18 protein-coding genes and 2 pseudogenes are annotated in these 21,374 nt (G+C 74.2%); 8 read left to right on the top strand and 12 right to left on the bottom strand.

Annotation, left to right across the window (positions count from 1 at the left end; genetic code table 11):
- The 8 genes and pseudogenes from BN2279_RS30165 to BN2279_RS03700 form a co-directional block, all read right to left on the bottom strand.
- Positions 1 to 233: pseudogene (locus BN2279_RS30165) on the bottom strand (hypothetical protein); the annotation flags it as partial.
- A 112-nt stretch (positions 234 to 345) separates the two neighbouring features.
- Entirely contained in the window at positions 346 to 987 is a 642-nt protein-coding gene (locus tag BN2279_RS03675) for an N-acetylmuramoyl-L-alanine amidase (protein ID WP_059006374.1), read from the bottom strand.
- A 168-nt stretch (positions 988 to 1,155) separates the two neighbouring features.
- Entirely contained in the window at positions 1,156 to 2,598 is a 1,443-nt protein-coding gene (gene xylB / locus BN2279_RS30170) for a xylulokinase (protein WP_059006377.1), read from the bottom strand.
- Between the two features lie 128 nt (positions 2,599 to 2,726).
- On the bottom strand, positions 2,727 to 3,086 hold the full coding sequence (locus tag BN2279_RS30175) for an EamA family transporter (RefSeq protein ID WP_234347389.1): 360 nt from the start codon (positions 3,084 to 3,086) through the stop codon (positions 2,727 to 2,729).
- Positions 3,087 to 3,249: 163 nt separating this feature from the next.
- Positions 3,250 to 3,687: pseudogene (locus BN2279_RS31355) on the bottom strand (EamA family transporter); the annotation flags it as partial.
- Between the two features lie 184 nt (positions 3,688 to 3,871).
- The gene (locus tag BN2279_RS03690; RefSeq protein WP_059006379.1) at positions 3,872 to 5,077 is read right to left on the bottom strand and encodes an ROK family protein; all 1,206 of its coding nucleotides are present in this window, start codon (positions 5,075 to 5,077) and stop codon (positions 3,872 to 3,874) included.
- A 1-nt stretch (position 5,078) separates the two neighbouring features.
- Positions 5,079 to 5,360: an SGM_3592 family protein gene (locus BN2279_RS03695; RefSeq protein ID WP_059006381.1), complete on the bottom strand. Its 282-nt coding sequence runs from the start codon at positions 5,358 to 5,360 to the stop codon at positions 5,079 to 5,081.
- A 119-nt stretch (positions 5,361 to 5,479) separates the two neighbouring features.
- Positions 5,480 to 6,454, bottom strand: a complete 975-nt coding sequence (locus BN2279_RS03700) for a TerC family protein (protein WP_059006384.1) — start codon at positions 6,452 to 6,454, stop codon at positions 5,480 to 5,482.
- A gap of 249 nt (positions 6,455 to 6,703) precedes the next feature.
- Between BN2279_RS03700 and BN2279_RS03705 the strand changes: the two genes are divergently transcribed.
- The gene (locus BN2279_RS03705) at positions 6,704 to 7,933 is read left to right on the top strand and encodes an MFS transporter (RefSeq protein WP_059006386.1); all 1,230 of its coding nucleotides are present in this window, start codon (positions 6,704 to 6,706) and stop codon (positions 7,931 to 7,933) included.
- Between the two features lie 21 nt (positions 7,934 to 7,954).
- Here the strand turns inward: BN2279_RS03705 and BN2279_RS03710 are convergent, their stop codons facing one another.
- Complete coding sequence (locus tag BN2279_RS03710; RefSeq protein WP_159037039.1) at positions 7,955 to 8,419, bottom strand: ATP-binding protein; 465 nt, start codon at positions 8,417 to 8,419, stop codon at positions 7,955 to 7,957.
- 137 nt (positions 8,420 to 8,556) lie between these two features.
- On the opposite strand from BN2279_RS03710, the gene BN2279_RS03715 reads away from it, so the two are divergent.
- The 4 genes from BN2279_RS03715 (at position 8,557) to BN2279_RS03730 (ending at position 11,597) form a co-directional block, all read left to right on the top strand.
- Positions 8,557 to 9,426: a helix-turn-helix domain-containing protein gene (locus BN2279_RS03715; RefSeq protein WP_059006387.1), complete on the top strand. Its 870-nt coding sequence runs from the start codon at positions 8,557 to 8,559 to the stop codon at positions 9,424 to 9,426.
- A gap of 3 nt (positions 9,427 to 9,429) precedes the next feature.
- Positions 9,430 to 9,666, top strand: a complete 237-nt coding sequence (locus tag BN2279_RS03720) for a DUF397 domain-containing protein (RefSeq protein ID WP_059006389.1) — start codon at positions 9,430 to 9,432, stop codon at positions 9,664 to 9,666.
- 86 nt (positions 9,667 to 9,752) lie between these two features.
- Positions 9,753 to 10,589, top strand: coding sequence for an SAM-dependent methyltransferase (locus tag BN2279_RS03725; protein ID WP_059006719.1), 837 nt, complete (start codon positions 9,753 to 9,755; stop codon positions 10,587 to 10,589).
- Between the two features lie 192 nt (positions 10,590 to 10,781).
- Positions 10,782 to 11,597, top strand: coding sequence for an SGNH/GDSL hydrolase family protein (locus BN2279_RS03730; protein WP_059006391.1), 816 nt, complete (start codon positions 10,782 to 10,784; stop codon positions 11,595 to 11,597).
- 7 nt (positions 11,598 to 11,604) lie between these two features.
- On the opposite strand, the gene BN2279_RS03735 is transcribed toward BN2279_RS03730, so the two are convergent.
- Together BN2279_RS03735 and BN2279_RS03740 are read right to left on the bottom strand one after the other, a co-directional pair.
- Complete coding sequence (locus BN2279_RS03735) at positions 11,605 to 12,909, bottom strand: SWIM zinc finger family protein (protein WP_059006393.1); 1,305 nt, start codon at positions 12,907 to 12,909, stop codon at positions 11,605 to 11,607.
- A complete protein-coding gene (locus BN2279_RS03740; RefSeq protein WP_234347395.1) occupies positions 12,906 to 15,662 on the bottom strand; it encodes a DEAD/DEAH box helicase in 2,757 nt (918 codons plus the stop codon). The genes BN2279_RS03735 and BN2279_RS03740 overlap by 4 nt, the downstream gene beginning before the upstream one ends.
- A gap of 497 nt (positions 15,663 to 16,159) precedes the next feature.
- Here BN2279_RS03740 and BN2279_RS03745 point away from each other — a divergent pair, with 497 nt between their 5' ends.
- The 3 genes from BN2279_RS03745 (at position 16,160) to BN2279_RS03755 (ending at position 18,847) form a co-directional block, all read left to right on the top strand.
- The gene (locus BN2279_RS03745) at positions 16,160 to 17,215 is read left to right on the top strand and encodes a fatty acid desaturase family protein (protein ID WP_059006395.1); all 1,056 of its coding nucleotides are present in this window, start codon (positions 16,160 to 16,162) and stop codon (positions 17,213 to 17,215) included.
- Between the two features lie 262 nt (positions 17,216 to 17,477).
- On the top strand, positions 17,478 to 17,873 hold the full coding sequence (locus BN2279_RS03750) for a roadblock/LC7 domain-containing protein (protein ID WP_059006397.1): 396 nt from the start codon (positions 17,478 to 17,480) through the stop codon (positions 17,871 to 17,873).
- Between the two features lie 245 nt (positions 17,874 to 18,118).
- On the top strand, positions 18,119 to 18,847 hold the full coding sequence (locus tag BN2279_RS03755; protein WP_059006400.1) for a DUF6397 family protein: 729 nt from the start codon (positions 18,119 to 18,121) through the stop codon (positions 18,845 to 18,847).
- Positions 18,848 to 18,856: 9 nt separating this feature from the next.
- Here BN2279_RS03755 and BN2279_RS03760 read toward each other — a convergent pair whose 3' ends face one another.
- Positions 18,857 to 21,370, bottom strand: a complete 2,514-nt coding sequence (locus BN2279_RS03760; RefSeq protein ID WP_059006402.1) for a DEAD/DEAH box helicase — start codon at positions 21,368 to 21,370, stop codon at positions 18,857 to 18,859.
- Between the last annotated feature and the right edge of the window lie 4 nt (positions 21,371 to 21,374).

Below are 21,374 nucleotides of genomic sequence, written 5' to 3' on the forward strand. Positions count from 1 at the left end.
GAGCGGGGGGGGGGGGGGGGCGGGGGGCCCGGCGGGGGGGGGGGGGGGAACGGCGGCGGGGCGAGGAACAGCGGCCGGACCGGCTCCCACGGCCAGTGACACCGGCCGGGCGGCCAGCCGTGCCCCTGGGCCGGCCCGCCCGCGGCGATCGCCATGACCAGCGCGGCGCAGACGGCGAGGACGGCGCAGGCGGCTGTCGCTCCGGTGCGGCGGACGCGCTGTCCTGGTGACATCACGGGGCGATCCTGCGCGCGAGACGCGCGCACCACGAGGCTGTCGGCAGATTTTCGCTTGATGTGGTGAATTCCGGCGCCAGGAGGATTGAACGCCGTAACCCGGTGGCGGTCACAGGGCGTTGACGAGCGTCAGGTACCGGTCCCAGTCCCAGTGGGGGCCGGGGTCGGTGTGGGTGGCGTCCGGCACCTCGTGATGGCCGATGACGCGGGCGCGGGTTCTGGGGATGCCGTACGCGGCGCAGATCCGCGCGGTGAGGGCGGCCGACCGTTCGTACATGGTGGTGGTGAACCACCGGGGCTCGTCCACCCAGCCCTCGTGCTCGATGCCGATGCTGAGCGTGTTGTAGCTCCAGTTCCCCGCGTGCCAGCCGATGTCCCGCTCGCGCACGCACTGCGCGATCCGCCCGTCGGCGGCGACCACATAGTGCGCGGAGACCTCGCGCGCCGGGTCCTGGAAGATCCCCACCGTGTCCGCGTACGTCTCCTGCGCGACGTGGATGACGACATACCGCACCGGGTACGTCGACGGTCGGTCGGCGGCCGTGTAGGTGGAGGCGGCGGCGGGAGCCCACGCCGCGCCGGGGAACTCGGCGGCGCCCGCCTCCCCGGTCGGGAGGGCGGCCGTCGCGGTCCGGCCCAGGGCCTGGTCGCCGGAGACCGACAGGGCCGTGGTCCCGGTCGCCAGCACGGCGCCGCCCCGCAGCAGCGAGCGGCGCGACGGGCGCGGGCCGGGCGGGGGCGGTGGGGCCATGGTGTTCCTTCTCGGCGTGCGTGCGGAAGGGGCGTGCGCGGCGGACCGCTCCCATGCTGAGGCACGGCCTGTGGCCTGCCAAGATGTCCGTTCCCGCCAGGGGCGGATCTCGGCCAGGGTCACCACGGGACAGGTGTCACCCCGGGGTGCGCGGGGCGGCCCCCGCGCTCAGGACCGCCGCAGCAGCGCGTCGGCGTCCGAGAGGGCCGCGGCGATCCTGGCCAGCGCGGCGTCGTCCCGTGCCACCGCCTCGTACGCGGGCCCGTCGGACGTGCCCCAGTCCCGGGCGACGGCGGCCGGATCGCGGCCCAGGAGCAGCCCGGCGGCCTGGGCGGCGGCGCCGGGGGCCACCAGCTCCCGCGCCCGGGGCACGAGCACCGGGCGGCCGGACAGCCTGCGCACGGTCTCGCGCCAGGCGGTGCCTCGGGCGCCACCGCCGATGAGCACGATCGGCACGGCGGGATCGCCGCCGTTGCCGTCGCCGTCGAGGACCTGGCCCAGGGCGCGCAGCAGGGCGAACACCGCGCCGTCGTAGGCGGCCTGGAGCACCTGGCCGCCGGTCGTGGCGTGGCGCAGGCCGTGGACGAGGCCCGTGGCGCCGGGGAGGTCCGGGGTGCGCTCGCCGTCGAGGAACGGCAGCACGACGGCCTCGCCGCCGGGCTCGGCCGCCTCCCGGTCCAGGCCGAGCAGCGCCGCGAACCGGTCGACGGCCAGGGTGCAGTTGAGCGTGCAGGCCAGCGGCAGGAAGGCGTGGCCGGCGTCCGCGAAACCGGCCACGACACCGGTCGGGTCGGCCGGGCGGCGCGTGGAGACGGCGTAGACGGTGCCGGAGGTGCCCAGGCTGAGCACCGGGCGACCGGGAACGAGCCCGAGGCCGAGGGCGCCGGCCATGTTGTCCCCGGTGCCGGCCGCGACCGGGATGCCCGCGGGCAACGGCAGGCCCGGCCGGACCGTGCCGGCGGGCTCGCCGGGCGGGACCACGCGCGGCAGCAGCTCCGGGTCGAGCCCGACGTGCGCCAGGACGCCGTGGTCGTACTCCCCGGTCGCGGTGGACCACCAGCCGGTGCCGGAGGCGTCGCCTCGGTCGGTGGTGCCGCCGCGCGCCTCCTGGCCGGTCAGCCGCCCGGTCAGGTAGTCGTGCGGGAGCCGCACGGCCCGGGTGGCGGCGGCGGAGGCGGGCTCGTTCTCCCGCAGCCAGGCCCACTTGGTGACGGTGAACGCGGGCCCCGGGACGCTGCCGACCCGCTCCGCCCACGCCTGGGCGCCGCCCAGCTCGCCGACCAGCCGGTCCCGTTGCGGCGCGGAACGGGTGTCGTTCCACAGCAGCGCGTCGCGCACCGGGCGGCCCGAACCGTCAAGTGTCACCAGGCCGTGCTGCTGACCGGCGACGGACACGGCCGCGGCCCGGCCGACGACCGGCCCGCACTGTCCGACCGCGTCGGTCAGCGCCCGCCACCACTGCTCGGGGTCGGCTCCCCGGCCGGGGGTCACCGTGTGCGGCGCCTGGCCGCGGGCCACGACCGAACCGTCGGCGGCGTCCACCACCAGGACCTTGGTGGACTGCGTGGAGCTGTCCACACCGATGACGAGCGGGCCCTCGGGCACGGGCATGACACGCTCCTTCCGGGCGGACGGACAGGCGGAGGCCGGGCAGCGGCCTCCGCGGCGGCGCGCGGAGCATCCTAACTGTCCGGCGTTCGTCGGCCCGCGCTGCCCGGAGGTCCGGCGGAGGGCCGTGTTCACCGGTTCTCCGGGGACGTCAGCGCCAGCAGGCCCAGCACGATCAGACCCATCCCGGCCCAGGCCGCGGCGCCGAGGTGTTCGCCGACGACCGTGACGCCCAGCACCGCGGCCACCACCGGTTCGAACAGGCTGAGCGTCGTCGCCGCGCTCGCCGGGACCCGGGCCAGCCCGGCGCCGAACAGGGTGTACGCCAGCCACATCGGGACCACCGCGAGGTAGGCGGCGATCGCCAGACCGCGTGGCTCGCCGACCAGCGCGCCGCCCGTCGCCGCGAACAGCGGCTGCGGCGCCCGGCTCATCCGGTCCGGGCACTCGGCGCGCGCCACGATGGGCGCGCTGTTCGGGCTCGGGGCCACCGTGCTGCTGGTACGCGTAGGTGGCGTAACCGGCGCCCGCCAGCACCGCCAGGGCGACGCCGGCGGTCACCCGGCCGCCCGGGCCGCCGCCGCTCCCGGCGAGTACCAGCGCGAGGCAGCCCAGCATGGCGCACGCTGTCGCGGCCCACCGGCGCCGGGTCAGCCGCGTCCCGTCGACGGCCCGCTCCAGCAGGGCGGCGGCGACGGGGGCGCAGCCGAGACTGACGACCGTGCCGACGGCCACCCCCGCCCAGGCCACGGCGGGGTAGAACGCCCGCGGGTAGACGACCACGCCGATCGCGCCGAGCAGCGCGCAGCGCAGCGCCCCGGGGCCGTCGCGCAGCACCGCGAACGCGGGCCGGCCGGCCGCCGCCAGGGGGAGCAGACCGCCGAGGCCCGTGGTGGCCGCGCCGATGGACAGGGCCGAGGCGTCGTCGGGGGCGAACCCGGCGGCCGTGCCGGTGGTGCCCCACAGCGCGGCGGCGGCCAGGATCAGGCAGGGCCCGACGGCCGGACGGCGCGTGGCGGGCACGGCCGTCGAAGGGGTCGAACGTGTCGAAGGGGATGAAGAGGATGAAGAGGGAGAGGGGGGCGCGGACATGGTGAGGGGCGTCCTGCTCCGTGAGGTCCGTGAGGTCCGGGATCAGCGGGAGGGCGCACCGGGACACCGGCCGGGCCGGTGGGCGGCGGGCCGGTGGCGTGTCGCGGCGTCAGTCGTGCGCCCTCAACGGGCGGACGGCGGCGGTGTGACGGTGTGCCGGTAGGACGGTCGCATGAGCGAGAGCCTAACGGGCCGTGCCGGGGCGCCCGAGCGAGGCGAGGGCGCCCTCCAGGGCGAAGGTGGCCGCGCCCAGGCTCACCGGGTTGGCCGGGAGGGGGCTGAGCACCAACTCGGTGGCGGCCAGCGGGCCGCGCAGCGCGTACCGGGCCAGGGCCTCCCGGGCCAGCTCCAGCAGCGGCGGGCCCAGCCGCCGGGCGACCCAGCCGGTGAGCACGATGATCTCGGGATTGAGCAGGTTGACCAGATCGGCGAGGGCGGCGCCGAGATAGCCCGCCGTGGTCCGCAGGACCTGGCGGGCCACCGGGTCCCCCTCGACGTAGCCGCGCGCCAGCCGCGCGACGGTGGCGGCCTGGTCGCCGGGGGCGAGCATCGGGCTGTCCGGGCTCGTCTCCCGCAGGTTCCGCATGATGCCGGGTGCCCCGACGTAGGACTCGACGCAGCCGCGCCGGCCGCAGTGGCATGGGCGGCCGTCCAGCACCAGCGTGGTGTGCCCCCACTCGCCCGCGCTGTTGGAGACACCGCGGTACGGGGTCCCGCCGAGGGCCAGCCCGGCGCCGACGCCGGAGCCCAGGCTCACCACCACCGCGTCGTCCCGGCCGCGCGCCGCGCCGAACCACAGCTCGGCGACCAGGCAGGCCCGCAGCGGGGTGTCGAGGTACAGCCGGTAGGGGACACGCTCGGACAGCAGCCCCAGGAGCGGCACGTCGTGCCAGCCCCAGTCGGCGGCGAAGACCGACACCGCGCCCTCCCGGTCCACCATGCCCGGCACGCTGATGCCCGCGCCCAGCACCCGCGGCTCGGCCGCCGCCCGTGACGCCGCCGCGCTGACGGCGGCGGCGATGCGGCCGGCCACCCGCGGCGGCTCGTGGTCGCCGCGCCGCAGCTCCTCGTGGGCACGGGCCAGCACGCGCAGCGCCAGATCGACGACCTCCACATGCACATGGGTCTCCGCGACCTCGACGCCGATCAGCGCCCCGCCGCGCGGGTTGACCGCGAGCAGGCCACGAGGCCGCCCGCCGCCCGAGTCCTCGAAGCCCGCGTCGATGAGCATCCCCTGATCCAGCAGCTCGCCCACCAGCGTCGCGACGGTCGCCAGGCTGAGGCCGGTCGCCGCCGCGAGCCGGGGACGGGACACCGGGGACTCCGCGATCGCCTGCCGGACGAGCCGGTAGCGGTTGGCCGTGCGGATGTCGCGGGAGGAGCCCTTCACCTCACTCCCCGCCGCCGTCCTTGCCCTTCCGCCGGAACCATCGTCGCTTCCCCGGCCCGCCCGCCTTGCCCCGGCGTCCCGAGCCGTATATCCATCCGGCGGGCGGCTCGTCGGAACGCCAGGGCTGCGGGGTGGGGCCGCCGTCCTTCCAGCGCTCGCTCAGCATGCGTGTCCTGGCCGCGGGCTCGCGCACCTCGGCACCGCGCACGAAGCTCTCGTCGAGCACGACGTCGTCCCACTCGTCGCCTTGCGGGTCGTCCCGGCCCGTCGGCTCCGTCCCCATGAGCTGTCTCCCGTCAACCCTCGGTGTCCGGCAGTCCACCACAGGGTGAACTCCTCGCACGGCCGGCTGGTTCCTGCCCAGACGCGGCATCCCGGGGCGACACCGTACCGAAGGGGTGCCTAGCGCCGCGCCTCCGGTGTCCCGGCGTCCGCCCGGTCCCCGCGCGTCGCGTACAGGCTTGTGACGGTGGTGACGGCCAGCACGGCGCAGATGACGCCCAGCGAGAGGGGGGTGCTGATCTCCGGGGTGTGCACGCCCGACTCGTGCAGGGCGTGCAGCACGAGCTTCACGCCGATGAAGCCGAGGATGATCGACAGCCCGTACGACAGGTGCACCAGCTTCTCCAGCAGGCCGCCGATCAGGAAGTAGAGCTGGCGCAGGCCCATCAGCGCGAACGCGTTGGCGGTGAAGACGATGTAGGCGTCCTCGGTGAGCCCGAAGATGGCCGGGATCGAGTCCAGCGCGAAGAGCAGGTCGGTGCTGCCGATCGCCAGCATCACGATCAGCATCGGCGTGATCAGGCGGCGGCCGTTCTCCCGGATGAAGAGGCGGGTGCCGTGGTACCGGTCGGTGGCCGGGAAGCGCCGCTCGACCAGCTTCAGGAAGCGGTTCTCCTCGTACTCCTCCTCGGGGTGGTCGGCCCGCGCCTCCTTGATGAGCTTCCACGCGGTCCAGATGAGGAAGGCGCCGAAGATGTAGAAGACCCAGGAGAAGCTGGCGATCAGCGCGGCGCCCGCCGCGATGAACCCGGCGCGCAGCACCAGCGCGATCAGCACGCCGACCATCAGCACCCGCGCCTGGTACTCCGCGGGCACGGCGAACTTGGTCATGATCAGCACGAAGACGAAGAGGTTGTCCACGCTGAGCGACTTCTCGGTGACATACCCCGCGAAGAACTCACCGGACGGGGTGCCGCCGGAGAAGATCAGCAGCCCGATGCCGAACAGCACCGCCAGCACGACCCAGATCACGGTCCACGTCCCGGCCTCCCTGAGCGTCACCTCGTGCGGCTTGCGCCCGAAGAAGAAGTCCACGGCGATGAGCGCGCAGAGCACCACCACCGTGAGCACCCACATGGTCAACGAGACGTCCACTGTTCCTCCGTCTTCCGGTCTTCGGCACGGGGCCGTGCCGAACCGTGCCTTCCCCGAGGCGGCCAGGACGGCCGCCCGGACCGCCGAGGCGATCGGATGCAAGGTTAATCAAATAGTAAAGACCCTGGTGTTCGAGGTGGATAAAGAGCCGGTTCCCGTACTGGTGAACGGCGCCGCCCGGATGGCCCGGGCGGCGCCGGGCGGAATTCGGGTGCGCGTCCGGGGCCGCCGGGAGGAGGATCGGCCTCCATGGGACGATCTGCCGCCGGGCTGCGGATCTACCGGGACATCTTCCGCGTACCGGGCGCCGGGGCGTTCGTCGCGGCGAGCGTCGTGGGCCGTATGCCCATGTCGATGCTCGCGCTCGGCACGGTCCTCCTGGTGACCCATGTCACCGACAGCTACGCCACCGCCGGAGCCGTGGCCGCCGGGGGAGCCCTCTGCTACGCCCTGGTGGTCCCCCGGGTGGGGTACGCCATCGACCGGTTCGGGCAGCGGCGGGGGCTGCGCCCCGTCGCCCCCCCGGTCGGCGCGGCCGGCGGACCGTTCCTGCTGGCCGCCCCGACGGGGGCCCCGCGCCGGCTGCTCTACGCGGCCGGCGCCGCCCTCGGCGCGACGATGCCGCCGCTGAGCGCCCTGGTCCGGGCCCGCTGGAGCCACCTGGCGGGCGACGACCCCTCCGGGACGCTGCTGACGTCGTCGTACTCGTTCGAGTCGGTGGTCGACGAGCTGATCTTCGTCGTCGGGCCGCTGCTCGTCGCCGCCGTCGTGCTGATCCACCCGGCGTCCGGCGTGGTCGTGACCGTCCTCACCGGGATGACCGGCAGCCTGCTGCTGGCCGCGCAGCGCCGGACCGAACCCCCGGTGCCGCCCCGCCGGAGCGGCGGCGCCCGCGCCCTGTCCGTCCCGGGGCTGCGTCTGATATGCGGTGTCTACGTGTTCACCGCGGCCATGTTCGCCGCGTGGGAGCTGAGCACGCTGGCGTTCACCGACGTGTACGGCGGGACCTGGGCCGTCGGCGTGGTCATGGCCGCGTACGCGTCGGGCAGCGCGGCCGGGGGACTGTGGTACGGCGCGCGGGCCTGGCGCCTGCCGCTGGACCGCCGGTTCCTGCTGGCGCTGGCCGCCGTGGTCGCCGGGGTGGGCCCGCTGTGGGCGATGCCGAACGTGGCCGCGCTGTGCGCCTTCTCCCTCTTCTCCGGCTTCCTCATCGCCCCGACGATCATCGCCGGTTACAGCCTGGTGCGGCGGGGCGCGCCCGGCGAGGCCCTCACCGAGAGCATGGCCTGGCTCTCCACGGCGGTGGGCCTCGGCCGGGCGTTCGGCGTCCTGACGGCGGGACTGGTCATCGAGGAGCACGGCCCGCGCTGGGGCTACGTGTTCACGCTCGGCTGCGGCTGCGCGGCTCTCCTGACCGGCGCGCTCGGCGCCGGGAAGCTCCGGGTCATGGCCACCGCCCGCTTCACCCGTACCGCGTGATTCCGGTCACCCCGCGCCGGGTCAGCTCTCGCCGCCGTCCTCCGGCGCCAGGGGCAGATCCGCCCAGACCACATGTCCCCGGCCGCCCTCGCGCGGCCGTACCCCCCACACCTTCGCCAGCGCGCAGACCAGGAACAGGCCCCGGCCGCTCTCGTCGTCCTCGGCCGCGGGACCGGGCGCCCCCTGCGGACCCGTCCCGTCACTGGCCACCGCGACGCGCAACGCCCCCTCGACGCGACGCAGTTCGCAGCCGACCGTCCGGCTCCCGGTGTGCCGCAGCGCGTTGGTCACCAGCTCCGACACCACCAACTGGGCACTGTCGGCGGTATCGCCCGGTGTCCGCCACGCCGCCAGTTGCAGGCGCGTCCGTCTTCGCGCCTCGGAGGCCGAGGCGTCGACGGCCGGCAGGACGAAGCTGAGCCGCTCGTCCGTCAGAACAACGGTCCGGTCCTGTCCGGGTGACTGAGCGTGCGAGGAAAAGGCCACCGACCTACTGTGCGTGCTGGTCGTCTCATCCGGCAAGAGTCAACCTGCAATTTTCAGATGTACCGATATCAGTCTGTCGCCGACGCTGACGCCATGACAGACTGCTTGTACATGGCGGTAGTTGAAGGGGCGGCATAGTGGCGAGCGGACCGGCGGGCGGTGCGGCGACGGTGCTGCGGCTCGTGCTCGGCAAGCGACTGCAGGACCTGCGGGAGACCGCGGGACTGTCCTTCGAGGAGGCGGCCAGGGCACTGGACGTCACCCACGCCACCATCCGCCGGATGGAGAAGGCGCAGGTCGGCCTCAAGGTCCCCTACGTCGAGAAGCTCCTGCGCATCTACGGCGTGACCGGCCAGGGGGAGATCGACGGGTTCCTCACGCTGGTGCGCGAGGCCAACCAGCCCGGCTGGTGGCACCGGTACCGGGACGTCCTGCCCGAGTGGTTCAGCGCGTTCGTCAGTCTGGAGGCGGAGGCCGACCAGATCCGGGCGTACGAGCCGCACTACATTCCCGGCCTGTTGCAGACCGAGGCGTACGCCACGACGGTGCTCCGCGCCGGCATGCCGCACGCCCCGGCCCGTGAGATCGAGCGGCTCGTGGCGCTGCGCCTCACGCGCCAGGAGCTGCTGGTCCGCAAGCAGCCGCCGCTGCTGTGGATCGTGATGGACGAAACGGTTCTGCGCCGGCCGATCGGCAGGCCGCACGTCATGCGCGCCCAGATCGCCCGGCTGATCGAGGCCGCCACCACGATGCCGCAGGTGCGGCTCCAGGTGATGCCGTTCTCCGCGGGACCCCATCCGGCGATGTACGGGCCTTTCCACCTCTTCCGGTTCCCCCTGCCCGAACTGTCCGATGTCGCCTGTGCGGAGAGCCTCGTCGGCGCGGCGTACTTCGATCAGCGCGACGATGTGTCGGCGTTCCGGGAGGCCCTGGACCGGATGTGCGCGCAAGCCGCGCCAGTGAACCGCACCGGGGCCCTCCTCGGCGCCATTCGCAAGGAGATCTGAACCATGGATCGCGTATACAACGGCATGCCCGCCGCGCAGCTCGGCACCGAGGGGTGGCACAAGCCCTGGAGCGGCGGCAACGGCGGGAGCTGTGTCGAGGTGATGCGGCTGGGGGACGGCCGGGTGGCCCTGCGCCAGTCGGCCGACCCGGACGGCCCCGCGCTGATCTGCTCGCATCACGAGATCGAGAGGTTCATCCAGGGAGTGAAGTCCGGAGAAGCGGACTTCCTCCTGGTCTGACCATCCGCGGGGATGGGAGCGCGGTGTCCGCCCACGGGGGGGCGGACACCGCGCCGGTAAGCAGGGACGAGAAGACGGAGCACGCCGTGAGCGACGAAGGCCGGACCGGGGTCCACAGCGCGGGATTCACCGCGGAGCAGATCGACACCGGCAGACCTCACCCCGCGCGGATGTACGACTACTACCTCGGCGGGCAGGACAACTACGAGGTGGACCGCGCCGCCGCCGAGCGCGTGATCGAGCTGCTGCCGGACATCAGAACGGCGGCCCGGGAGAACCGCGGGTTCCTGCGCCGCGCCACCAGGGCCGTCGTCGGCCGGGGCATCCGCCAGATCATCGACATCGGCACCGGCATCCCGACCTCGCCCAACACCCACGAGGTGGCGCGGGCCACCGACCCGGACGTCCGGGTGGCGTACGTCGACAACGACCCGATCGTCAGCACCTACGCGGGCGCCAAGCTGATCAACGACGGGAACGCGGAGTTCGCCCTCGCCGACCTGCGCGACCCGGCCTCGATCCTCGCCCATCCCGCCGTCACGGAGCTGATCGACCTCGGCCGGCCCGTGGCGCTGATGCTCGTGGCCATCCTGCACTTCATCGACGACGCCGACGACCCGGCGGGCATCGTCGCGGCCCTCACCGAACCGTTGCCGCCGGGAAGCTGCCTGGTCCTCAGCCACGGGACCTCCGACTTCCACGACCCCGGCCGGCTCCGGGCCGTCAGCGACGTCTACCGCGAGGCGACCGCCGCGCTCACGCTGCGCCCGCGCGCCCGGGTGCTGGAGTTCTTCGACGGATTCGACCTCATCGACCCGCCCGGCCTGGTGCAGCCGCCGTTCTGGCAGCCGGAGCGGCCCGTTCCGGAGGATCCGGTGCTGCACGGGCTCGGGTTCTACTGCGGGGTCGGCGTGAAGCGCTGACCGCCCGGCACAGGCCGCCAACGGCACCGGGAAGCGCCCCGGACGGACGCGTCACCACGGGTGGCGCGGATCGTTGCCGTTCGTGAACGCCATACCGGACTGACCCCCTTTCAGGCTTGGCATGGTCATAACGTGCCGAGGGTAGGGCGCCTGTGCCCTGCCGTTCCTCGCTGCTCTTCTTCCGGAGGTTCCATGAAACTGCGCCGCTTCCTGGCGTCGGCCGCCCCCGCGGCCGTCGCGGTCGGCGTGACCGCCCTCGCCCCGGGCTCGGCCCTGGCGCAGGACACCCCCGCCGCCACGGCCGTGGACTACGTGGCCCTGGGCGACTCCTACTCCTCCGGCCTCGGCGCCGGTGACTACGACGGCGCCAGCGGTGACTGCAAGCGCAGCGACGTCGCGTACGCGGAGCTGTGGGCCGACGCCAACGCCCCCGCCTCCTTCGACTTCACCGCCTGCGCCGGCGCCGTGACCACCGACGTCGTCAGCGACCAGCTCGGGCCGTTGGACTCCGGGACCGACCTCGTCACCATCAGCATCGGCGGCAACGACGCCGGGTTCGAGGACACCATGATCACCTGCGTGTTCCAGAGCACCAGCTCCTGCCTGGCGGCCGTCGCCACCGCGAACACCTACATCACCAACTCCCTCCCCGCCCGGCTGGACGCCGTCTACGACGCCATCCGCGCCGAGGCGCCCAACGCCCACGTGGTGGTGATGGGCTACCCCCGCATGTACGAGCTGGACGGAAGCTGCTGGTTCGGGATCGACGAGGAGGCCAGGGCCGCCATCAACGGCGCCGCGGACAACCTCGTCGGTGTGATCGCCGACCGGGCCGCCGACCACGGCTTCACCTTCGCGGACGTCCGCCCCGCCTTCACCGGCCACGAGATCTGTTCCGACGACGAGTGGCTGAACAGCGCCACCCTGCCCGACTACACCGAGTCCTACCCCCCGACCGCCGAGGGCCAGTCCGGCGGCTACTACGCGGTGCTGGAGGCCCTGGCCTGACGGCCGGTCAGCCCTCCTGATCGCCGACGGCCCGGCCGTCGCCCCCGTCGCCCCGAGCGGCGGCCAGGGCGGCGGCCGGATCCGTCTCGGCGGGACCGGCCGGCCACCACCGTCCGGCCGACTTGCGGAACGGCCACCAGCGGCCGTCCGCGTCGCAGCGGAGCTGCACCCCCTCGCCCACGACCGTCCAGCGGGCGCCGGAGCGGCGCAGCACGGGCCGGGACTCCTCGCCGGCCCAGGCGACGGCGAGCCGCTCGACGGCCCGCCCGGGAACCTCGGGCGCCTCCGTCTCCGCCTCCAGCACGGCCAGCCCCGCCGGCCCGCCGCACTCCCAGGCCCGGGCGGCCACATCGAGATCGCGCACGCTCCGCCCGCAGCCCTCGGCCAGCCGCCGGGCCACGCGCTCCGGGGGACGGCCCGAGGCCATCCGCGCCGCGTCCTCCCACACGCCCAGCGGCGCGGGCACCGGGTCCGTGGCGTGCCCGGCGCCGAGCGCCTCGGCGAGCAGCCGCCTGGCCCGCACGGCGGTGTCCGCGACGAGGAACTCCAGCGCCCCGGTGTCCAGTCCGCCGGCCGGACCCGGGCCGCCGGACAGCGCGGGCCCGGTGCCCGGCTCGCTCACGGCGGGCGGCGGCGCGGGCAGCGCCGGGAGCGCCCCGGCGCGCGCGTACGCGTCGGCCGCGCTCACCCCGGCGGGCAGCGGCGGGAGCGCCGGGTCCGGGCCGGACGGCTCGGCGCGGGCGGCGCTGCGCCGTTGCAGCTCGTCGGTCAGCTCGCGCTCCGCCCGCCCGCGCAGGAGCAGCAGCAGGAACGGATCGGTGTCCAGCAGCCGGGCCACCTGGTAGCACAGCGCCGCGGTGTGCGCGCAGTGGTCCCACTCGCCGCACTCGCACGACGGTTCCAGGTCGCCGATGCCCGGCAGCAGGTCGACACCGGCCGCCGCCGCGTCCTCCACCAGATGGGCGGGCATGTCCCGGTCCAGCAGCGCCGCCAGGTGCCCCGCCTCGCCGGAGACCGTGTCCAGCAGCCGGTCCCACTCCGCCCCGGTCAGCCGCCGCAGCAGCACGTCGGCGCGGTGGTGCGTGCCGTCGGCGTCCCGCACCACGGCCGTCAGCCGCCCCGGCCGGACGGAGACGGCGCCGACCGCGCCCGCCCGGGCGTGCCGCCGGCCCTGCCGCAGCCGGTTGCCGTCCAGCGCGGTGTCCTCCAAGGCCTTCAGCCAGCTCTGCCCCCACCAGGTGGCCGCGAAGCCGCGCCCGGGGGCCGGGGGCAGGGCGGCGAGGACCACCTCGTCGTGCCCGGTTCGGTTCATCGTGCGCTCCCCGGCTGCCCGGCCCCGCGCAGTGCCACGAGGTCGGCGAGTTCGGCGTCGGACAGGGTGGACAGGGCGGCCTCGCCGGAGCCGAGGACCGACTCGGCCAGGGCCCGTTTGCGGTCGAGCATCGCGGCGATCCGGTCCTCGATCGTGCCCTCGGCGATCAGCCGGTGGACCTGCACCGGCCGGTCCTGGCCGATGCGGTAGGCGCGGTCGGTGGCCTGCGCCTCGACGGCCGGGTTCCACCAGCGGTCGAAGTGCACGACGTGCTCGGCGCGGGTGAGGTTCAGCCCGGTGCCCGCCGCCTTGAGCGAGAGCAGGAAGACCGGGACCTCGCCGGCCGAGAACGAGGCGACCATCTCCTCCCGGCGCGGCACCGGCGTCCCGCCGTGCAGCAGCAGGCTCGGCACGCCGCGCGCCGTCAGGTGCCGTTCCAGCAGCCGGGCCATCCGGACGTACTGGGTGAAGACCAGCACGCTCGCGCCTCCGGCCAGGATCGTGTCCAGCAGCTCGTCGAACAGCTCCAGCTTCCCCGAGCGCCCCGGCAGCCGGGGGTCGTCCTCCTTGAGGAACTGCGCGGGGTGGTTGCAGATCTGCTTCAGCGAGGTCAGCAGCTTGACCACCAGACCCCGGCGGGCGAAGCCGTCGGTGCCCGAGACGGCGGCCAGCCCCTCGCGGACGACGGCCTCGTAGAGCCCCGCCTGCTCAGGCGTGAGGGCGACGGCGCGGTCGGTCTCGGTCTTCGGCGGCAGTTCGGGCGCGATGCCCGGGTCCGACTTGCGCCGGCGCAGCAGGAACGGCCGGACCAGGCGCGCGAGCCGCTCGGCGGCGGCCGGGTCGGCGCCGGACTCGACGGCGTCCGCGTAGCGGGAGCGGAAGGTGCCGAGGCGGCCGAGCAGGCCCGGGGTGGTCCAGTCGAGGATGGCCCACAGCTCGGACAGGTTGTTCTCCACGGGCGTGCCGGTCAGCGCGACCCGGGCGCGGGCCGGGATCGTGCGCAGGCTCCGGGCGGTCGCGGAGAACGGGTTCTTCACGTGCTGCGCCTCGTCGGCGACGACCAGGGACCAGTCGGCCGCCGAGGCGAGGCGGTCGGCGTCCAGCCGCATGGTGCCGTAGGTGGTGAGCACCACCTCGTTCCCGGCCAGTCCCGTCAGGTCGCGGTCCGGGCCGTGATGGCGCCGCACGGGGACGCCGGGGGCGAACGCCGCGAACTCCCGCTGCCAGTTGCCCAGGAGCGACGCCGGGCACACCACGAGCGTGGGCCCGGCGGTGGCCGGGTCGAGGGCGCGGTGCAGGTGGAGGGCGATCAGCGTGATGGTCTTCCCCAGGCCCATGTCGTCGGCGAGGCAGGCGCCGAGACCGAGCGAGGTCATGCGGTGCAGCCAGTTCAGCCCGCGCACCTGGTAGTCGCGCAGGGTCGCGGCCAGCGCTGCCGGCTGCGGCACGGGGTCGGGATCGGCCCGTTCCGGATCGGCCAGCCGGTCGCGGAGGGTGCTCAGCCAGCCGGTCGCGGCCACCTCCACGCGTTCGCCGTCCACCGCGGTGCTGCCGGTGAGGGCGGCGCCGAGGGCGTCGAGCGCGGTGACCTCCCGGTCCCGGCGGTCCCGGGCGCGGCGCACCTCCTCCGGGGCGACGAGCACCCACTGGTCGCGCAGGCGCACCACGGGTCGTCCGGCCTCGGCGAGGCGGTCCAGCTCCGCTCGGGTCAGCTCGGTGTCGCCCACGGCGAAACGCCAGTCGAACGCGAACAGCGCGCCGGGCGACAGCAGCGACGGCGCCGCGGACTCGGGACGCGGACCGGATGCCTCCCCGTCCCGTCCCTCGTCCCGTTCCCCGCCCGGTCCGACGACGGCGCGGGCGGTCAGGCCGCGGACCAGATGGCGCGGCCAGTGCACCTGGACACCGGCGGCCGTCAGGGCGCGGGTGACGGGTGCGCCGAGGAGCGCGGTGACGTCCTCGTCGGCGAGGTCGACGGCGTCCGGCACGGCGGCCGACAGCAGCGCCGTCAGCGGCTCCCACGCGGTCGCCGCGCGGCGCAGCGTCAGCAGCGCGTCGGTCCGGGCGCGCGGCCCGAACGCCGCGGCGGCGGGCGAGGTGCCCGCCCACACGTCGGCGGCGTCCGCGACGGCGGTCGGGTCGCTGGGGCTGTGGAGCTGGACCACCGCGCGGACCGCCGGCCCGGCCGCGCCGTCCGCCGGGGCCGAGGGGATGTCGGCCTCGACGCGCAGCGAGACGCGGACGCCCGCGTCGTGCCCGGCCGCCACGCCCTCGGCCCAGGCGCGCTGTTCCGGCATGCGCCGGGGCGTCCGGCCGGCGAAGGCGGGGCCGCCCGCGGCGAGCGTGGCGGCGGGCGTGCGGGGCAGCGTGTCGGCGACCGCGTCGAGGAACGCGCGCAGCAGCGTCTCGGGCCGGGGCAGCGCCGGCCCGCCGTCATCGGCCGGTTCCGGCAGCGGCACGGCGTGGGCGTGGGGCGGCATCGCGGCGGCCAGCTCGCGCAGCCGCCCGGCGTCGGCGGCGTCCAGCGGGCCGAGGCGCCAGGCGTCGTGGTCGGCCGGGGTCAGGCCGGGCAGCAGCCGTCCGCGGGCGGCCAGTTGGAGGGCGAGCACGGCCGCGGCGCCCCAGCAGGCCGCCGCGCCGTCGGCCCGGGCGGCCCGGGCCCGGGTCAGTACGGGCAGCGCGTCGCGCACGGGCAGCACGACCGCCGGGACGGTGCGGACGCGCACCGCGCCGTCCGGGTCCGGCAGCACCACGGCCAGGTCCTCGGTGGGCAGGGGGGCCTCGGGCGGGGAGCCGTCGGGGTGCCAGAAGGCGACCCGGGAGTCGCGTGGCGGATCGGCGGGGAGGAAGACGGCGGCGCAATGGGCGAGGGCGGATGCGTGGGCTGATGCGTTGGTCTATATTAGAGTCGTGAACAGCGTGCTTTTGTATGTGACTTTTTTTTTTTCAAGCAGAAGACGGCATACGAGATTTCTGCCTGTCTCGTGGGCTCGGTGACACGCGCTGACCGTCTCCTCAAATTTGACTAGTGGCGGGGCGACCGCCGAGGTTACCTCACCCTCCGGCGGGACGGAAACGGTTTGCGGAAACCAGGACAGCCCCCGTGGCGACAGGGGTGCTGGGTACACCCCCGGCCGGGGGCTGCGGCCATGGTCCCGGCGGTTCCGCCGTCCCTACGGTGGGACGGAGCTGATCGCGACCCCTTTCCCTGACTTTCCCCGACTTTCCCCGACCGATTACCGGAGACACGATGCCCCGAGCCGCCACCGCGCCCACCGCCCCACCGCGCCCTCCGGCCTCGCCGGGGGACGAGTTCTCCCCGCTGCTGCGGCAGGTCAAGGGTCTGGATCTGCTGGCTCGGCGCACCGGCTGGTACACCGCGGGCATAGCCGTCAACGCCCTCGCCCTGGCCGCCGTCGTGGCCGCGGTGCTCGCGGTCGGCGACTCCTGGTGGACCGTGGCGCTCGCCGTGCCGCTCGCGCTCTTCTCCCCCCGCACCGCGTTCTTCGGCCACGACGCCGGCCACGCCCAGATCGCCGCGACGCGCCGGACCAACCGCCTGATCGGGCTGGTCCACGGCAACCTGCTGCTCGGCATGAGTTCCGCCTGGTGGAACGACAAGCACAACCGGCACCACGCCAACCCGAACCACCTGGACAAGGACCCCGACGTCGGGGAGGGCGTGTTCGTGTGGACCCAGGCGCAGGCGGCGAAACGCGCCGGGTTCGCCCGTTTCCTCACGCGCCATCAGGCGTGGCTGTTCTTCCCGCTGCTGCTCCTGGAGGGCATCGCGCTGAAGGTGTCGAGCGCCCGGATGGTGCTCGCGGCCGAGGGATGGCGGCGCGACGGCCGGGGACGGGCCGTCGAGGGCCTGCTGCTCGTCGCCCACTACGCCGGCTACGCGCTGCTGCTCGGCGCGGCGATGGGCCCGGGGAAGGCGGTGGTCTTCGCGTTCGTCCACCAGGCCCTGTTCGGGCTCCACCTCGGCTGCGTCTTCGCGCCCAACCACAAGGGGATGGAGATGCCCACGGAGGACGGCGCCCGCTGGGGACACCTCCGGCGCCAGGTGCTCACCTCGCGCAACGTACGCGGCGGACCCGTCACCGACTGGCTGATGGGCGGGCTCAACTACCAGATCGAGCACCACCTGTTCCCCAGCATGCCGCGCCCGCACCTGCGGCTGGTCCGGCCGGTGGTGATGCGGTACTGCCGCGAGGCGGGCCTGTCGTACGCCGAGACGGGGCTGGTGGACTCCTACCGGCAGGCTCTGCGCCACATGCACGCGGTGGGCGCCCCGCTGCGGTAGCCGCCCGCCGGGACCGGCCGGTGCGGGACCCGCGATCCGGGCGAGCGACACCGCCGCGAGCACGGGGTGTTCTTCCTCCCCACCGGCCCCTTCCGCCTCCGTCGCACGCGACGGGAATCGCCCTGTTCGACCCGGTGGTCCGGCTGACCAGAGGAAAAGGTACCGTCCCTTCCCGATAGCGGTACCGCACAGGTGGTTGCCGACAGCCTCTTACTGGGGAAGGCTGACACAGCAGTCGCCTTACGAGAAGGGGGAGCTGGGGATGGCACTGAGCACCACGCTCGACTGGCTGCTGGACGATCTGGCGCAACGGCTGCCGCGCGTGCGGCACGTTCTGCTGCTGTCCAGCGACGGGTTGGTCACCTCCGTGAGCCGGGGCCTGAAGCGGAGCAGCGCCGAGCACTTGGCCGCCGTCTCCTCCGGCCTGCACAGTCTCGCCAAGGGAGTCGGGGAGCACTTCCGGTGCGGCGACGTCCGGCAGACGATGATCGAGTTCGACGACGGTGTGCTGTTCGTGACGGCCGCGGGGGACGGCAGTTGCCTGTGTGTGCTGGCCGGGTCGGACGCGGACATCGGGCAGGTGGGGTACGAGATGACCCTGCTGGTGAACAAGGTGGGCGAGCACATGGGGATCGCCGCGCGGGAGAACCTGCCCTGAGCTGTCGGCGTGAGATCCACAGGGTGCGCTCCGCGATTCCCTGATCACAGAGGGTTGTCATCGGTGACGATCCGTGGCTATGCTGGTGACGCAACGTAGTCAGCTTGCTGCGGAAAGGAACCGCCATGCCCGTGCGGGAGACCACCGGCCGTCCGGCCACCTGCTCTGCCCCTTCGATGCCCTCTGCCCCCGCTGCCGCCCACTCCTCGGCGCCGGCGTCCGCTCCCGTCCCGGCCGCTGTGCCGGTGCGCGCCGCCGCGAAGGAGCTGGGGCTGCGGCCCCGGGAGGTGACCGACGCGGTGCGGCTGGATCACATCCCCACGGTCGCCACCGGCGTCCCGTGGCGGCGGAGCGTCCCGCGTGCGGCGCTCGACCGGCTCCTGGCCGACCAGGGATTCCCCGAGCTGCTGCGCGGCCGGGCCCTGATGGTCAACGCCACGGAGGGGGCGGAGCTGCTGGGCGTCGCGCCCTCGCGCTTCGCCCGGCTGGCGCGCGGCGGGCTGCTGGCGCCGGTCGACTTCCACCTGAACCGTCACCGGGTCGTCGTGTGGCGCTATGCCGCCGCCGAGCTGCGGGAGTTCGCCGTCCGCAGCGGCGAGCTGCTCACCGGCCCGGCGCCGGAGGAGCTGCGCCGGGCGGTGCGCGACGGGGCGGACTGGCGCCCGCGCCGCTGGCGGCGGCGCCGCACCGACCTGCTGTCGCGTCAGGCCCGCGACGGGTGGGAGCGGGCGGCGGCGCTCGCCGCGGTGCTGGAGCCGCCGGTGCTCGCGGCCGACGTGCCCGACGCGGCGGAGCGGGCCCTGCTGCTGTGGCTGCGCCCGCCGCTGCCCGGCGTGCCCCCCGGCGGCTCGCGGTGGGACGTCGTCGCGCCGCTGCTGACGGCGACCGACCCGGAGGAGGCGCGGTGGTATCGCGCCGAGCTGTCCGCCGCCCTGAAGGAGGCGCGTGCCGGGGCCCCCGTGGCGGCCGGGTGAGGGCGGCGCTCAGAGCTGGCCGACGTCCACCACCTTGATCACGGCGCGGCCCTCCGCGTCCGAGGCGGTCAGGTCCACCTCGGCGGAGATGCCCCAGTCGTGGTCGCCCGCCGGATCGGCGAACGTCTGCCGGACCCGCCACAGGCCGTCCTCGGGCCGCTCCTCGATCGACAGCAGCCGCGGGCCCCTGGCGTCCGGCCCGGTGCCCAGCTCGTCGTACTCCTCCCAGTAGGCGTCGAGGGCGTTGGCCCAGGCGTCGGCGTCCCAGCCGGACTCCGCGTCCAGCTCGCCCAGTTCACGGGTCCGGTCCAGCGCCGCCAGCTCGACCCGGCGGAAGAGGGCGTTGCGGACCAGGACGCGGAAGGCCCGCGCGTTGGCGGTGACAGGCCGCACCTGATCGGCGCGATCCTGCGCCTCGGTGGCGTCCTCGGTCTCGGGGTTGGCCAGTTGCTCCCATTCGTCGAGCAGGCTGGAGTCCACCTGCCGCACCAGCTCGCCGAGCCAGGCGGTGATGTCCTGGAAGTCCTCCGACTTCAGGTCGTCGGGCACGGTGTGCTCCAGCGCCTTGTAGGCACCGGCCAGATAGCGCAGCACGATGCCCTCGGTGCGCGCGAGCTCGTAGAAGGAAACGAACTCGGAGAAGGTCATGGCCCTTTCGTACATGTCACGCACGACCGACTTGGGGGAGAGCGGATGATCGCCCACCCAGGGGTGGCTCTTGCGGTAGACGCCGAAGGCGTGGAAGAGGAGGTCGTCCAGCGGGCGCGGATGGGTGATGTCCATCAGCCGCTCCATCCGCTCCTCGTACTCGACGCCCTCGGCCTTCATCGCGGCGACGGCCTCACCGCGGGCCTTGTTCTGCTGGGCGGCCAGGATCTGCCGCGGATCGTCCAGCGTGGACTCCACGACCGAGACCATGTCCAGCGCGTAGGAGGGGGATTCGGGATCGAGCAGCTCGAACGCGGCCAGCGCGAAGGTCGACAGCGGCTGGTTGAGCGCGAAGTCGGCCTGGAGATCCACCGTCAGCCGCACGGAGCGCCCCTGGGCGTCAGGTGTCTCCAGCCGCTCGACGATCCCGCCGTCCAGCAGCGAGCGGTAGATCGCGATGGCCCGCCGGATGTGCCGGAGCTGTTGCCGGCGCGGCTCGTGGTTGTCCTCCAGCAGCCGCCGCATCGCCCGGAACGGGTCGCCGGGCCGGGCGATGACGGCCAGCAGCATCGCGTGGGTGACGCGGAAGCGGGAGGTCAGCGGCTCGGGGTCGGCGGCGATCAGCCGCTGGAAGGTCTCCTCGCTCCAGTTGACGAAGCCTTCCGGCGCCTTCTTGCGGACCACCTTGCGGCGCTTCTTGGGATCGTCCCCGGCCTTGGCCAGCGCCTTCTCGTTCTCCACCACGTGCTCGGGCGCCTGCGCCACCACGAAACCCGACGTGTCGAACCCGGCCCGGCCGGCCCGCCCGGCGATCTGGTGGAACTCGCGGGCCCGCAGCACCCGCACCCGGCTCCCGTCGTACTTGGTGAGCGCCGTGAACAGCACGGTCCTGATGGGGACGTTCACCCCCACACCGAGGGTGTCCGTGCCGCAGATGACCTTCAGCAGCCCGGCCTGCGCCAGCTTCTCCACCAGCCGGCGGTACTTGGGCAGCATCCCCGCGTGGTGCACGCCGATGCCGTGCCGGACGTAGCGGGACAGGTTGCGGCCGAACGTGGTGGTGAAGCGGAAGTTCCCGATGAGGGCGGCGATCTCGTCCTTCTCCGCGCGGCTGCACATGTTGATGCTCATCAGCGCCTGCGCCCGCTCCACGGCCTGCGCCTGCGTGAAGTGGACGATGTACACCGGCGACTGACGGGTCTCCAGCAGCTCCGTCAGGGTCTCGGTCAGCGCGGTCGTCCGGTACTCGTAGCTCAGCGGCACCGGGCGGGTGGCGGAGCGGACCACCGTCGTCGGCCGCCCGGTGCGCCGCGTCAGGTCCTCCTCGAATCGGGACATGTCGCCGAGCGTCGCGGACATCAGGACGAACTGCGCCCGGGGCAGCTCCAGCAGCGGGATCTGCCAGGCCCAGCCCCGGTCCGGCTCGGCATAGAAGTGGAACTCGTCCATGACGACCTGGCCGATGTCGGCCTGCGCGCCGTCCCGCAGCGCGATCGACGCGAGCACCTCGGCGGTGCAGCAGATCACGGGCGCGTCGGCGTTGACCGAGGCGTCGCCGGTGAGCATGCCGACGTTCTCCGTCCCGAAGAGCTTGCACAGGTCGAAGAACTTCTCGGAGACCAGGGCCTTGATGGGCGCGGTGTAGAACGTGACCTCGTCGCGGGCCAGCGCGGCGAAGTGGGCGCCGGCCGCCACCAGCGACTTCCCCGAGCCGGTCGGCGTGGACAGGATGACGTTCGCCCCCGACACCACCTCGATCAGCGCCTCCTCCTGCGCGGGGTAGAGGGAGATCCCCCGCTCGCCCGCCCACGACGAGAAGGCGTCGAAGAGGGCGTCGGGATCACTGGTCGCAGGCATCTGATCGATAAGGGTCACCGGT

It is taken from the genome of Streptomyces specialis, from assembly GCF_001493375.1.
Taxonomy (GTDB): Bacteria; Actinomycetota; Actinomycetes; order Streptomycetales; family Streptomycetaceae; genus Streptomyces; species Streptomyces specialis.